Source organism: Paraburkholderia sp. EB58 (assembly GCF_050436665.1).
Taxonomy (GTDB): Bacteria; Pseudomonadota; Gammaproteobacteria; order Burkholderiales; family Burkholderiaceae; genus Paraburkholderia.
This window is the reverse complement of sequence record NZ_JBNDMQ010000055.1, coordinates 29,510-44,189: the sequence shown is the minus strand read 5'-3', so window position 1 is coordinate 44,189 and position 14,680 is coordinate 29,510. Positions and strand designations below refer to the sequence as shown.

The following is a 14,680-nucleotide window of genomic DNA, read 5'->3' as shown; positions in this document are numbered from 1 at the left end:
CTGCCGGCACTGCGGCGCACCGATGATCGTCATCGACATCCTCGCGCGCAGCGCCCCGATCCGCGCACCGCCCATGCGCCGGGATCAGACATGAACCCCACGGTTCCTCGAACCGCCTGTCTAACGTTGGCTTTGCGGCAACGCGGCCCGCGAACGGACGTGTGCGCGCCCGCTTCATCATCCCGAATACACAACTGCACCGCGTCGCTATGGCGTTAGCGCCCGACCGGCTTCCCGCCAGACTGTGTCGCATCCGACATCACTGAGCATCCCGGGCTATCAATCGCCATAGCCGCGAACGCTCCAACCGCATTGTGGCACTCCGCGGTTTCCTCCATCGGGCTTATTCGACGCCTGCCGGCACGCGCCGAGGTACCGTCACGTTCCTGTGGCCGACGGCAGGCATCGAATAACCCTAAACGAACCCTGTCCGATGTCCTGCACGCGTGAACTCCTAGGCCGCGCATCGTGAATTGACGGCGATCCAATGCATGCCGCGACAACCAGTTTGGTTCTAGCGCACTTGGGGCACGCGGGCACAGTGGCCTTTAGTTTCAGGGTTTCAGGCATGCTAGAGTGACTTGCGTGCGGTCCTTATCGCCTGCGTCGTGTTCAATGTCACAACCCGCGGCGCGTTTGCAGGAACCCCCAGCGATTCAGGAAAAGGCAATGAGCGAAATACATGGCTTAAAGCGAGTGCTGTTCGTCGGCCAGGAGCCTGAGACGGTCGACTTCTCGGACCCCGCGTTACCGCCGGGGTTCGACGCCGCGAAGATCCATGCCGGTATCTCGGTCGGCATGCAGCAAATAGAGGCACATGGATGGCGTGCCGATCTCTGCCTGGTAAAACCAGATGAAACCGCGCCCATCGCGCTTGAGCGCCAATTGACAACGTCAACTTACGATTGTGTTGTGATCGGCGGCGGGATACGAATTCCCCCAAAAAGCTTGCTGCTCTTTGAGGTACTCGTCAATACTGCTCACAAATGCGCTCCCAATGCGTCCATCGCGTTCAATACTCGCCCCGAAGACACGGCAGAGGCTGCAGCTCGCTGGCTTAATCGTAAGTGACAGCGCCCTGGCGATCCGCTCAGTAGGCGCGCCTGCAAATCGGAAGAGCAGGTAGATTAGGGGCTGCTTTTCGGAGTCTCTTGATATCGACGGTGGACATCTAGCTCGAACGCTTATGAACGTTCAGAGTTCTTCGGCGCCAGCTTTAGTTTGTTCACTATTTTCACGAGCTCTGGGAGCGACGCGCACGATTGCCGCATGCGAAACGCACGCGTTTTCCCAACCGGCGGACCAAGAGCCTGCGCACATGGCTGGTCAGTTTCAACCTTGGTTTAGCAGAGACTAGTATTCAGGCGTGCCCGTGGGTCACGCGTCCGCGCTCGCCGAGCGCCCGCATTCAGGCTGCCGCTTCGAAGATGTCCCGCAGCCATTGCGCGAATACCCTCACCCGTGACGAAAGCTGACGGTTTTGCGGATACAGCACCGACACGGGCATTGGCGGCGGCGGAAAATCGCCGAGTACAACCTTCAGCGTTCCGGCCGACAATTCGCCCGCCACCCGGTAGCGGGGAACCTGAACCATGCCGAGACCCGCGACCGCGGAGCCCGTGTATAAATCCGCCCCGGTGACCGACACGATCGACGGAAGCTGCATCTCGATCACTTCTCCGTCGACGGTGAATTCCATCGGCAACGCCCGCCCCGAGCCACTTGAGATGTAGTTCACCGCGCGATGGGACTCGAGTGCTTGCAGTGTTGCCGGTTCGCCGAATTGCGCGAGATAGGCGGGACTGGCTACGGTGACCTGGGGCAGCGAAGCGACGCGCCGCCCGACCATCGACGAGTCCTGCAGTGTCCCCGCGCGCAGCACGCAATCGATGCCCTCACGCACCAGGTCGACTAGGCGATCATCCTCGCCGATATGAAGCTCGATGCCGGGATACTGCGCAACAAAATCCGGCAAGGCGGGCATTACAAAGTGCTTCGCCAGCGTCCCCTGCACATTCACGCGCAGCAGTCCCTTCGGGGCGACGTCGTGGAACGAACCCTCCGCTTCCTCCATATCGGCTACGAGGCGCACGCAGCGGCGATAGAACGCTTCACCGTCATGGGTGAGGCGCACCGTGCGGGTGGTGCGCTCCAGTAAGCGCGCGCCGAGCCGCTCCTCCATCCGCTTCATCAGATTGGTAACCGTGGCGCGGGGAATCTGCAGATCGTCGGCCGCACGGGTAAAGCTGCCGCGCTCGGCGATCCGGATAAACACCTGCATCTCCTGGAAACGGTCCATTGGTTCGTTCCGGCCTATTGTTAAAGTAAATGGAATTATGATAGCAGTTTTCCCCTAATTATCTTTGCCGTCGAATGGTCGAATATTTGTTTCACCCACTCACCACCTGAATCACCGATCGATAAGGAGCAGCATTTCATGACCATCACCAAAAACAGCCAGGTCGCCATCGTCACAGGCGCATCGCGCGGAATCGGCGCCGAGGTTGCGCGGCGTCTCGCCAGCGACGGATTCGCTGTCGCCATCAACTACGCGTCGAGCTCGAAAGAAGCCGAGGCGCTGGTCGCCGAACTCTCGGCGCAGGGCGCGAAAGCGATTGCCGTCAAGGCCAATGTCGCGGATGCCGGCGAAGTCCGCGCGATGTTCGAGATCACTGAACAGCAGCTCGGCAAGATCGACGTGCTGGTAAACAACGCTGGCGTGCTGAAAACGGTGCCGCTCGCCGATACGTCCGACGCGCTGTACGACCAGACCTTCGACATCAACGTACGCGGCACTTTCAACACGCTGCGTGAAGCCGCCGCGCGGATGAACGAAGGCGGCCGCATTGTGAACTTCTCGAGCACGACGCTCGCGCTGAACATGCCGGGCTACGCGATCTACAACGCGACCAAGGGCGCTGTCGAGGCATTCACGCACGTCTTCGCGAAGGAACTGCGCGGGCGCCACATCACGGTGAACGCGGTTGCGCCGGGCCCGATCGCGACGTCGCTGTTTCTTGACGGCAAGACGGAAGAGCAGATCAAGACATTCGCAAACATGCCGCCCCTGCAACGCCTCGGTCAGCCCGAAGACATTGCCGCGGTGGTCTCGTTCCTCGTCGGCACCGACGCCGGCTGGGTCAATGGCCAGATTCTGCGTGCGAATGGCGGCGTGGCCTGAAGCGCAAGGCTCCGTTCAACGAACCTGAAAAGAAATCGGAGAAACAACATGAAATCAGTCATCCTGCTCACAGGCGCGGGAACGGGCATCGGCAAGTTGAGCGCGCAGGCGCTGGCCGAGGCGGGGCACATCGTGTACGCGACGATGCGCGACGTCAAAGGGCGCAACAAGGCACGCGCCGACGCGCTGCGCACACTCGCCGAACAAAAGGGCATCCAGCTGCATCCGCTCGAACTGGATATCCTCTCGCAGGAATCCGCTGACGCCGCCGCTGCGACGATCGTTCGTGAACAAGGCCGTATCGACGTCGTCATGCAGAACGCGGGGCACCTAGTCGTCGGTCCGTCGGAGGCGTTCACTCCTGAAGAAATGATGAAGGTGTTCGACACCAATCTGTTCGGTGCGCAGCGCGTCAACCGGGCGGTGCTTCCCTACATGCGTAGTCAGCAGTCCGGGCTCGTACTGTGGATCAGCAGTACGACGACCAAGGGCGGCTTTCCTCCGTTCATGGGTCCGTATGGCGCGGCCAAGGCCGCGTTGGATTCGCTGGCGGTGACGTTGTCATACGAACTGGCGCGCTTCGGCGTGGAGACTTCGATCGTCGTGCCGGGTGCGTTCACGAGCGGCACGGATCACTTCCCGAGTGCCGGCAAGCCTGCAGACGTCGCCACGACCACTCAGTACAGCCGCTACGATGGCGTGATGGATCAGACCGGCGCGCGTCTGACTGAACTCACTCCGCCTGGCGCAGATCCTCAGGCCGTCGCGGATGAGGTGGTGCGGATTGTCGGGCTGGAACAAGGCTCGCGTCCGATGCGCTCGGTGATCGACTTTGTCGGCGACGGCGCGAAGGAAGTGCTGGAAGTGTCGGAGCGCGTGCGCATCGAGTTCGCGAAACGGATCGGCATGGGCGATCTGCTCACGGCCAAAGTGAGCGTGTGATGAACGCCAGGCGCATGGTTCGTAGCGCCTGGCTCGCGTTGCTGATGCTGGCCGCCGGATGCGGCCAGCCGCGGCACGTAGGAGATGAGGGCAACATCATGAAAGCATCGACGACTTACCTGTATCTGCTCAGGAAGACTCCGTTTTTCACGAGCCTGGGCACGCAGCAGTTGCGCTGGACGATTGAGCACTCGCGCGAGTGGGAAGCGCAGGCAGGCACCGTGGTAGCGCAATGCGCGCCTGGACTGCAGGAGCAGGAGGGGGACTTCTGGATTCTGCTTGATGGCCGCTGGCAAGTCGAACATGACGGCGAGGCTTATCCGTCGGGTCACGCGGATCCAGGCAAATGGTTCAGCGCTTCAGAGGCATACGGTGATTGCCGGCTCGTCGTGACGGAGCATAGCTACGTGATGAAGATCACGCGAGCCGACATGGACGATATGTTGTCCCAGGGTTTTCCGTTCGAAACGCATTTGCAGCAGGGACGTGCGTACTACCGGACGATGTTCGCCGCGGCTACGACGAGTCATTAAGCGCCTCACTGCGTGGTGTGCCGGGTCACCACATTCAAAGCCATGCGTGCGGCCGAGGTACGGGTTTCCACACCCAGCTTTTCGAAGACGTGTTCCAGATGCTTATTGGCGGTGCGTGGGCTCATGCCGAGGATATCGGCGATATCGCGATTGGTCTTGCCCAGCGCGACCCAATACAGCACATCGGCTTCACGAGGGGTTAGCCGGAACGCCTGCATCAACGCGGCGGGTCCAGGCGAACCGGCCTTGCACTGGATCAGCAGCAGTTCCTCGCCCTGCGCGCCGCGACGCAGCCGGCTGACGATCAGTTGTTCGCTCGCGGCCAGCAACTCGAACGGCCTGGCCTCGGGAGCCTCGAGCGCGTCACGAAGCCAACTGCACAACGCGGCCGGCAGGCGACCGTGGGCATCGAGCGAGCTGCGCAGCCACGACAGGGCAAGCGGCGTCATCCACAGCACTTCGCCGCCAGGGTCCACGGCGACCACAGCCTGGCCAGCAGCATCCATGGCCGCGCGGGTCTGCACGACCAGGCGCGAATTGCGCAGGTGCGAAGCGATGCGCACCATTACCTCGGCCGGACGAATCGGCTTGGTGATGTAGTCGACCCCGCCAGCCTGGAAGCCCTGCAGAATATGCTCGGTCTCCGTCAGGCCGGTCATGAACACCACCGGAATCGTACGGGTCTGGAGGTCTTCCTTGAGCTGTCGGCAGGTCTCAAAACCATCTATGCCGGGCATCACCGCATCGAGCAGGATCAGATCCGGCGGCAAGCGGCGGGCGCGGTCCAATGCCCCTGCGCCATCGGTTGCGACCAGCACCGTGTAGCCCGATTTGTCTAGCAGGGTATGCAGGATAGAGAGGTTTTCGGGGGCGTCGTCAACAATCAGGACGACATCGCGAAGCGGATCAGGACGTTGCATCGGGGTTCGCCTGCATGGTTCGGTCAAGGTATCGCAAATATTCAGGAAGGTCGAAGCGCTCGACGTGTGTGCGCAAGATTCCCGTGAAAACGCCATAGGACGGCTCCAGCTGCTCGATCTCGCTAAGCTTGTCGAGGATACCGCGCACGTATCCGAGGCTGCCGACCTCGTGCAGGCTGCGCAACAGTTCCGGTTCAGGTAACGCGACTTCGTTTGGCGGAATGGCGCGTGCCGCGTGGGGGGGCGGGTCGGCTGGCGCTATCTGCGCCGCAACAGCTGGTGTTGCCGGCACCCACTGCAGACTCAGGCGCTCGCGGATCAACTCCAGCAGTTCGACAACATTGACAGGCTTGACGAGGAAATCCTCGTTGCGAATGCCCGCTGCGTTTTTCCGGCCCTTGTCGAATGCATTGGCTGAGACCACGATAATCGGTGCATTGCTCAACAGATTCGCGCGAAGCAAGCGCGCGGTTTCCCAACCGTCCAGGTGCGGCATGCCGATATCGAGCAGGATCAGATCGGGTGCGAACGAAGCGACGGCGCGCAGCGCCTCGATTCCGGAAGCGACTTCCTGAACCTCGAAGCCCAGCGGCTCAAGCAGCTTGACGTGCAACTCGCGGTCAACCCGCTCGTTATCTACCACCAGCACACGGCGAGTCGGACCGGCATAGCCGCCGATCGGCAGTTTGGGAACAGCTTGAACCGGCTTCGGGTCGCGCACTTCCGGCAAGAACAGCTGGACGCGAAATGTGCTGCCGCGGCCGGTCTCGCTCGTTACGGTCAGGGTGCCTCCCATCACGTCCGTGAGCATTTTGGCGATGGTCAGGCCTAGTCCCGTGCCGCTTTCCGAGCCGCCAGGGACATTGGCGCCGCGCTCGAACGGCAGGAAGATGCGAGTCAGGTCATCCGCATCAATGCCCACGCCGGAATCGATGATTTCGAAGACGGCCATCTCCCGGCGGTATTGCAAACGCAGCGTGACATCGCCGCGATCGGTGAACTTCACCGCGTTGCCCAGGATATTGATGAGGACCTGGCCCACGCACTTCTTATCGGCACGCACGGCGCAGGGCAAATTGGGCGGCGCCTCGTAATGGAAGGTGATGCCCTTGGCGCGCGCCTGCAAGCTCACCATATCGGCTAACTGCGCGACGAATTCGGGAAAGCGCACTTCCTCGAATTCGAGCGTCATCTTGCCGGTCTCGATCTTGGCGATATCGAGCAGGCCGTCGATCAACGAAACGAGATGCTCCCCGCTGCGGCGAATCACCGCCAGTGCGAGATGGCGGTGCGGAGGAATGGACGTATCCTGTTCGAGCATCTGCGCATAGCCGAGAATGCTGTTGAGCGGTGTACGCAATTCGTGGCTGATGCCGGTGACATAGCGGCTCTTCGCCAAATTGGCTTTTTCGGCTGCCTGCTTTGCACGTTGCAACTGAGCATCGGTGCGTTGGTGGGCGTCGATTTCCTCGAGCAGCAAATGGGTCTGCCGGTTCGATTCCTCTTGCGCAACGCGCCGGCTTTCGGCCGTCAGCACACTCCACCAGCAACCAATCCCGCCGGCGAGCGCCAGCACCGCAAACAGTTTCAGGAATGCCGCACGTAGCAGCACGTCGACGGCCGGTGAGAGTTCGTTGACTAGCACCGACTCCTGCGTATAGATCAAACTGAGAATGGCGGCCAGAATCATGGTCACCAGCACGAACAGCAGCAGGTACTGGCCAATGCGCGTATTGAAACGGGTCGACAGCGCCTTGGGCAAAAGCCAGCGTATCACCGCATTGGTTTGCTCGGATAGGCGTGCGCCCGGCTTACACATGTCATGACAGCGCGCATCCAGTGTGCAGCAAAGAGAGCAGATCGGTCCTTCATACGCCGGGCAATGCGCCATGTCCTCGGTTTCATACTCCTTGTCGCAAATGCAGCAACGAATCGACTGATAGCCTTTTCCCAGCGGAACCCCGACAAACGCGGCCGGCTGACGCGCGATGTAGTATTTGCCGCCGGTCGCCCAGGCGATCGCAGGCGCAGCAATCAGAGCGGTTGCGAGCGCAATGAGCGCCGAGAATGCATGGGCCGTCTCGCCCAGCACGTGAGTAAACGCCAGCACCGACACTGACGAAGCGATCAGCGTCGCGCCGACCCCTACCGGATTGATCGCGTACAAATGAGCGCGCCTGAATTCGATGCCCTCGGGGCTCAGGCCAAGCGGCTTGTTGATCACCAGATCGGCCACGACTGCGCCGACCCAACTGATCGCGATATTCGAATAAAGCCCGAGGACCTGTTCCAGCGCGCGGAAAACCCCAAGCTCCATCAGCATGAACGCAATCAGCACATTGAACACGAGCCACACCACGCGGCCCGGATGACTATGGGTCAGCCGCGCGAAGAAGTTAGACCACGCAAGCGATCCCGCATAGGCGTTGGTCACATTGATCTTGAGTTGCGACAGGATAATGAAGAAGGTAGTGACCAGTAGCGCCATTTCAGGCGAACCGAACACATATTTGTACGCGACGAGGTACATCTGGGTCGGTTCGACCGCGCGGTCGGGCAGCACCTCATGCTGTATTGCGAGGAAGGCGAGGAAAGAGCCGCCTAGCAGCTTGGCCACACCAAGAATGATCCAGCCCGGGCCGGCACTTAGCATGCACAACGTCCAGCGGCGCTTGTTGAGCGCGGTCCGCTCGGGCAGAAAGCGAAGGAAGTCGACCTGTTCTCCGACTTGCGCAATCATGGAAATGAGCACGGTGGTGGCGGCGCCGAACATCAGCAGATCGAAGTGGCCGTCGCTGCCGGCGTTGCCGAGAAAGCTCGGCAATTCACGCAGCAGGCCCGGGTCTTTCCAGATCACGGCCGCATAGGGTAGCAGCAGCAACACGAGCCAGAGCGGCTGGGTGAATGCCTGCAAGCGGCTGATCAATGTAATGCCGTGCGTGACGAGCGGGATGACGATCACCGCGCAGATCAAATAGCTTAGAGAGACGGGGATCTTGAAGTACAACTGCAGCGCGAGCGCCATGATGGCGGCTTCCAGCGCGAAGAAAATGAAAGTAAAGGACGCATAGATCAGCGATGTGATCGTGGAGCCGATATAACCGAACCCGGCGCCCCTGGTCAGCAGATCCATATCGACGCCGAATTTCGCCGCGTAGTAGCTGATCGGAAGGCTCGCCAGAAAAATGATCACGCCGACAAACAGGATCGCCCAGAGCGCATTGGTGAAGCCGTAACTGACGGTAATCGATCCGCCAATTGCTTCCAGGGCGAGGAATGAAATCGCGCCGAACGCAGTATTGGCCACCCGGAACTCGGACCACTTGCGAAATGTGCGTGGTGTGAAACGCAGCGCATAGTCTTCGATGGTTTCGTCGGCGACCCAGGTGTTGTAGTCACGCCGTACCTTGATGATGCGCTGGACGGGTATCGGGTGTGGCTGCGCTGATTCGGGGGAGTGGTTCACCAAAATTATTCGGGATCGGGCTGTGGACGGAACGAAGCGCCCAACAGATGCAAGCAGCATGCCACGTGCTTACGGTCCGCATGAAGCCGGCAAGAGCGTGCAGAAGCCCGCGGCGCTGGATATGCGCTGCGCAGGTGCAGGGTGACGCACGGCGCGCCCCTAATGTGACATTGCCGCACCGGGACAGTGCGATGGCGTTTTGTTCGCCGATATGCCAACGCCGCTGTTCTTTGCTAACGGCGGCTTTTCCCCGTGCCGACTCGCGTGACAACTTCCGCTTATGCGCGTCGAGCATAGCGCCGCCTCCCAGGCCGGCCGATACGTCATTTGACGTAGGACCGCGCACTCTCCACGCAGCGACGCGATTGCAGTTGCCGCAAACCCGCTCGTGCCAGCGCATCGCGGCGCTCGTGCGTTAGCGCCGCGCGTTGGTAAGTCAAATGACGTATATCGACGCGGAATTCGGATACCTATTCTGCACCCGCCGTTCAACGACAAACAAGCCAATGTGTCGACGCCGTGCAGGCTGGCGCGTGCGCTTCGCGTCACACCTGGCTCGTCGGCCAGACCTGAAAACTACGCAGAAAGGGACTTTGAACATGACACAACGCTTCGACGACAACGGCGGCGACCACGCTAACGAGTCATCCGCCCACGCTGCCGAACCTGCCTCTCCGGCTCGCCGCAAAATTGCACTTGGACTCGCTTCGCTGCCGTTTGCGATGATGGCCAAGCCGTCATTCGCCGCCGCTCCGCCGACTTCGCAAGTCAACACGACGGGCAGGGCGGTCACGGATACGACAGTGACGGTTGGTCAGTTGCACTCATCAACCGGCACGATGGCGATCAGCGAGACCGGGTCGATTCGTGCCGAACGTCTCGCGATCGAACAGATCAACGCGATGGGCGGGATCCTCGGACGCCAGATCAAGGTGATCCAGGAAGACGGCGCCAGCGACTGGCCGACGTTTGCGGAGAAGGCGACCAAGCTGCTCGAGAGCGACAAGGTCGCCACGGTGTTCGGCTGCTGGACATCCGCGTCGCGCAAAGCCGTGTTGCCGGTGTTCGAAAAAGACAATGGCCTGCTCTACTACCCGACCTTCTATGAAGGCCTGGAACAGTCGAAGAATGTTTTCTATACCGGCCAGGAAGCAACCCAGCAAGTGCTGGCCAGCCTGAGCTGGTTCGCCAAGGAGAAGAAGGCGAAGACCTTTTATCTGGTCGGCTCCGACTACATCTGGCCGCGCACCTCCAACAAGATCGCCCGCAAGCACATTGAAAACGTGCTTCACGGCGAAGTGGTTGGCGAAGAGTACTACCCGCTTGGCAACACCGAGTTCGGTTCGCTCATCAACAAGATGAAGTTCAAGAAGCCGGATGTGATTTTCGCGGACGTGGTGGGCGGCAGCAACGTGGCGTTCTACAAACAGCTGAAGGCCGCCGGCGTGACAGGCGACAAGCAGCTGTTGCTGACGATCTCGGTGACCGAGGATGAGTTGTTGGGGATCGGCGGCGAGAATTTCCAGGGCTTCTACTCGTGCATGAAGTATTTCCAAAGCCTGGACAACCCCGCCAACAAGAAATTCGTTGCGGCATTCAAGGCCAAATACGGCAATGACGCGGTGATCGGCGACGTGACCCAGGCCGCGTACCTCGGCCCGTGGTTGTGGAAGATGGCCTGCGAGAAAGCCGGCAGCTTCGATGTCGATAAGGTGGTGGCGGCTTCGCCAGGCCTGGAGTTCAAGGACGCGCCGGAAGGCTACGTCAAGGTTCACCAGAATCACCACCTCTGGAGCAACACGTTGATCGGTCAGGGTCAGCGCGATGGTCAATTCAAGGTGGTCTACAAATCGGACCTGATTGAGCCGAATCCGTTTCCGAAGGGCTATCAGTAAAAACCGCGAGAGTCGCACAGGCGGCCGCTATCACGGCCGCCTGTGGGAAATCGCAAGTAGCTACCGCACTTTTCGATGTTCAAGGCAGCCTGCTCGAATGCGGGCCGCGCAGGGGATTAACCATGGCTTGGTTCTCGCAGTTCGGCGCGATCGTCGCGATGCAGGGCTTCAACGGCCTCTCGGTATTCAGCGTCTTGCTGCTGATGGCGCTTGGTCTGGCTATCATTTTTGGCCAGATGGGCGTGATCAATATGGCGCACGGCGAGTTTCTGACGATCGGCGCCTACACCACTTATGTGTTGTCGGTGTTGACGCACAAATATGCACCGGCACTGCAACCTGTCTATTTCTTCGTCGCTATTCTGGTGGCGTTTGCGGTTGCTTTTGCGTTCGGCTACCTGGTGGAATGGCTGCTCATTCGCCACCTCTACCGGCGTCCTCTTGACACGCTGCTGGCGACGTGGGGTTTGTCGCTTGCAATGCAGCAAACCTTCCGCTCGGTGTTCGGCTCCGAAGAAGTCAGTCCGGATCTTCCGCAGTGGCTGATGGGCTCGCTCACGCCCTATCAGGGCCTCGATATTCCGATCAACGGCCTGATGGTGATGGTCGTCACCATTGTGCTCACGGCGGTCCTGCTGCTGTTTTTGTACAAATCGCAGTGGGGCGTGAAAGTGCGGGCCACGACCCAGAACCGGGTCATGGCGGGCGCGGTCGGGATCAACACCGGCAAAGTCGACCGCCTGACCTTTGCGCTTGGATGCGGGATTGCCGGCATAGCGGGCGCGGCGTTTACGACCATCGGCTCGACCGGCCCGACAAGCGGCTCGCTCTATATCGTCGACACCTTCCTGACCGTGGTATTCGGCGGCGCGCAAAGCCTGTTCGGCACGATTGCATCCGCGTTCTCGATCGCTCAGACCCAGTCGACAACGGAGTTCTTTCTGTCCGGCTCGATGGCCAAAGTGCTGACCCTGTCAGCCGTGATCGTCATTCTGATGCTACGCCCGCAGGGCCTCTTCGCAACCAAAGTGCGGCGCTAATTGTTTGATCGCAGGAGAACGCAATGAATTCGGGATCTCTAAAGTGGCTGGGCGGACGCTCCGGTGTGATGGGGTTCATCTGCTTGGGACTTCTAATACTGGTGCTGTTGCCGCTGACGCTGGACATCTTCCGGCTGAACCTGGTGGGCAAATACCTGACCTACGGGTTCGTGGCGATCGGGCTTACGCTGTGCTGGGGATATGGCGGCATCCTTAGTCTGGGGCAGGGCGTGTTTTTCGGTCTGGGCGGATATTGCATGGCGATGTTCCTCAAGCTGGAAGCCTCGGACCCGATCAGTACCAAGATCCAGTCGACCCCGGGTATTCCAGACTTCATGGACTGGAACCAGATCACTCACCTGCCGCTGATGTGGGAGCCCTTCAGGCACATGTGGTTCGCTGTGGCGGCGGTGCTGGTGGTGCCGGCTCTGCTCGCATTCGTCATCGGTCTTGCCATGTTCAAGCGGCGCGTCGGCGACGTGTATTTCGCCATTGTGACCCAGGCGATTGCTGCCATTCTGTCGATCCTGATCATCGGGCAGCAGGGGCTTACTGGTGGCGTAAATGGCATTACCGATCTACGTACGATGCTCGGCTGGGATATCCGCACCACTTCGGCCCACTACATCCTTTACTTCGTCAACGCGGGCCTGCTGTTCCTGTGCATCGCGTTTGGCAAGTTTCTGCTTTCGAGCAAGCTCGGCAAGCTGCTGGTGGCGATGCGCGACAAGGAGGAACGCGTACGTTTCTCGGGCTATGACGTGGCCGCCCTGAAGATATTTGTGTTCTGCGTCGCGGCCGTGTTCTCGGCTATCGGCGGCGCGATGTTCACGCTGCAGGTGGGCTTCATGTCGCCGTCCTTCGTGGGCATTGTCCCGTCCATCGAAATGGTGATCCTCTGTGCAGTAGGCGGCCGTACATCCCTGTTCGGGGCCGTGTACGGCGCCTTGCTGGTGAACTTCGGCGAGTCGTATTTTTCGGAATCGTTCCCGCAGCTCTGGCTGTTCCTGATGGGCGCGCTCTTCATTGGCGTGGTGATGTTCTTCCCGAATGGATTGGCGGGTCTTTATGAAAGTCACGGCAAGAAGCTGCTGGCGCGCTTGCCGGTTGGCGGCTATCTGCGACGTCGCGGGCTGGTCGCGACTTCGGCTTCCGAACCTAAGGCCTGACGCCAATTTACCGCAAAGACAGGGAACATCATGGCTCAAAAAGATTTCGTTTTATCGGTCGAGGACCTGACGGTTTCATTCGATGGCTTCAAGGCGGTGGACGGCCTGAACCTCTATGTGGACCGCAATGAAGTGCGGGTCGTGATCGGTCCGAACGGCGCGGGCAAGACCACCGTGCTCGACCTGATCAGCGGGAAGACGCGCGCCACCGGCGGCAGCATCAAATTCAAAGGGCTGGAGTTGACGAAGATGAGCGAGCACATGATTGTGCGCGTCGGAATAGGCCGCAAGTTCCAGACTCCTTCGATCTACGAAAACCTTACCACGTACGAAAACCTCGAAGTGTCCTTTCCCCGAGGACGCAGCGTGTTCGGTGCCATCGCTTTCCGCCGCACGGCTGATGTCGACGAACGCGTGCGCCAGATTGCGGAGGAAGTATTCCTCACCGAGATGCTGGATCACACCGCCGAGTTGCTTAGCCACGGCCAGAAGCAGTGGCTCGAAATCGGCATGTTGCTGATGCAGGACCCCGAACTGATGCTCCTGGACGAACCGGTTGCGGGCATGAGCGTGTCTGAGCGTGAAAAGACCGCCGAACTGCTGGCGCGAGTGGCAAAAAATCGTTCGGTCGTGGTGATCGAGCACGACATGGAGTTCGTCAAGAACATCGCGCACCGCGTCACTGTATTGCATCAGGGAAAGGTGCTGGCCGAAGGCAGCATGGAAGCGGTGCAGTCCAACCCGAAAGTCATCGAAGTGTATCTCGGGCATTGAAGCTCGATCCTGCAGCGCCAGAACGGCAACTTTGCATATCAAAAGGAACAGCTTATGTTCAACGTTAGCGGACTGGTCTCGGGCTACGGTCAGAGCGAAGTGATCCATCAGCTCGACTTGAGCGCCGCCGCCGGCGAAATCGTCGCAGTGATGGGGCGCAACGGCATGGGTAAGACCACCTTTTTCAAATCGTTGATGGGGATCCTGCCGTGCCGTGCGGGAAAGGTCGAAGTGGCCGGCGTCGACGTCGCAAAACTGCAACCGTTCGAGCGAGTCGCGCATGGGATCGCCTATGTGCCGCAAGGCAGAATGATTTTTTCGACCCTCACCGTGCTCGAAAACATCAAGGCGGGTCTGCCGAACTCGGCGCGCGGCAAGGTGCCAGCGGAGGTATTCGATCTGTTCCCGGTTCTCTACGACATGCGCGATCGCCGCGGCGGCAATCTGTCGGGCGGACAGCAGCAGCAACTCGCCATTGCACGCGCGCTTGTCACCAATCCGAAGGTACTGTTGCTCGATGAGCCTACGGAAGGAATCCAGCCGTCCATCATCAAGGACATTGCCCGCTCCCTCAAAGAGATCCGCACGCTCAAGCAACTCACCATCATCGTTTCCGAGCAGGTGCTCAGTTTCACGATGGACATTGCGGACCGTCTGCTGGTGATCGAGAAGGGTCGCTTCGTTCATGAGAACCGTCGCGACGAAGTCGATATCGCGAAGATCAGCAGTTACCTGTCAGTTTGAAGTCCGAAATTATGCA

The 14,680-nt window shown here is 60.0% G+C and carries 12 protein-coding genes; 9 read left to right on the top strand and 3 right to left on the bottom strand.

The features are described from left to right. Nucleotides 1–669 precede the first annotated feature (669 nt). Nucleotides 670–1,071 carry a hypothetical protein gene (locus P3T40_RS41680; protein ID WP_429273499.1) on the top strand — a complete coding sequence of 134 codons (402 nt, stop codon included), beginning with the start codon at nt 670–672 and terminating at the stop codon, nt 1,069–1,071. 337 nt (nt 1,072–1,408) lie between these two features. Here P3T40_RS41680 and P3T40_RS41675 read toward each other — a convergent pair whose 3' ends face one another. Then, complete coding sequence (locus P3T40_RS41675; RefSeq protein WP_429273498.1) at nt 1,409–2,299, bottom strand: LysR substrate-binding domain-containing protein; 891 nt, start codon at nt 2,297–2,299, stop codon at nt 1,409–1,411. Between the two features lie 138 nt (nt 2,300–2,437). On the opposite strand from P3T40_RS41675, the gene P3T40_RS41670 reads away from it, so the two are divergent. The 3 genes from P3T40_RS41670 to P3T40_RS41660 are packed head-to-tail and all read left to right on the top strand — an operon-like array spanning nt 2,438 to nt 4,656. Next, the gene (locus P3T40_RS41670) at nt 2,438–3,181 is read left to right on the top strand and encodes an SDR family oxidoreductase (protein WP_429273497.1); all 744 of its coding nucleotides are present in this window, start codon (nt 2,438–2,440) and stop codon (nt 3,179–3,181) included. Between the two features lie 48 nt (nt 3,182–3,229). Beyond that, entirely contained in the window at nt 3,230–4,123 is an 894-nt protein-coding gene (locus P3T40_RS41665) for an SDR family oxidoreductase (protein WP_429273496.1), read from the top strand. After that, entirely contained in the window at nt 4,123–4,656 is a 534-nt protein-coding gene (locus tag P3T40_RS41660; RefSeq protein WP_429273495.1) for a hypothetical protein, read from the top strand. Before P3T40_RS41665 ends, P3T40_RS41660 begins: the two co-directional genes overlap by 1 nt. A 5-nt stretch (nt 4,657–4,661) precedes the next feature. On the opposite strand, the gene P3T40_RS41655 is transcribed toward P3T40_RS41660, so the two are convergent. Further along, complete coding sequence (locus P3T40_RS41655) at nt 4,662–5,576, bottom strand: response regulator (protein ID WP_429273494.1); 915 nt, start codon at nt 5,574–5,576, stop codon at nt 4,662–4,664. Continuing rightward, nucleotides 5,563–9,045, bottom strand: a complete 3,483-nt coding sequence (locus tag P3T40_RS41650) for an ATP-binding protein (RefSeq protein WP_429273493.1) — start codon at nt 9,043–9,045, stop codon at nt 5,563–5,565. The genes P3T40_RS41655 and P3T40_RS41650 overlap by 14 nt, the downstream gene beginning before the upstream one ends. Before the next feature lie 590 nt (nt 9,046–9,635). Here P3T40_RS41650 and urtA point away from each other — a divergent pair. From urtA to urtE, 5 genes are all read left to right on the top strand, one after another. Further along, entirely contained in the window at nt 9,636–10,937 is a 1,302-nt protein-coding gene (gene urtA, locus P3T40_RS41645; protein ID WP_429273492.1) for an urea ABC transporter substrate-binding protein, read from the top strand. Nucleotides 10,938–11,059: 122 nt separating this feature from the next. Further along, complete coding sequence (gene urtB, locus P3T40_RS41640; protein WP_429273491.1) at nt 11,060–11,977, top strand: urea ABC transporter permease subunit UrtB; 918 nt, start codon at nt 11,060–11,062, stop codon at nt 11,975–11,977. A gap of 23 nt (nt 11,978–12,000) precedes the next feature. After that, complete coding sequence (gene urtC, locus P3T40_RS41635) at nt 12,001–13,146, top strand: urea ABC transporter permease subunit UrtC (RefSeq protein WP_429273490.1); 1,146 nt, start codon at nt 12,001–12,003, stop codon at nt 13,144–13,146. 30 nt (nt 13,147–13,176) lie between these two features. Next, complete coding sequence (urtD, locus tag P3T40_RS41630; RefSeq protein WP_429273489.1) at nt 13,177–13,920, top strand: urea ABC transporter ATP-binding protein UrtD; 744 nt, start codon at nt 13,177–13,179, stop codon at nt 13,918–13,920. Nucleotides 13,921–13,974: 54 nt separating this feature from the next. Then, the gene (gene urtE, locus P3T40_RS41625) at nt 13,975–14,664 is read left to right on the top strand and encodes an urea ABC transporter ATP-binding subunit UrtE (protein WP_179742044.1); all 690 of its coding nucleotides are present in this window, start codon (nt 13,975–13,977) and stop codon (nt 14,662–14,664) included. The last annotated feature ends 16 nt before the right edge of the window (nt 14,665–14,680 follow it).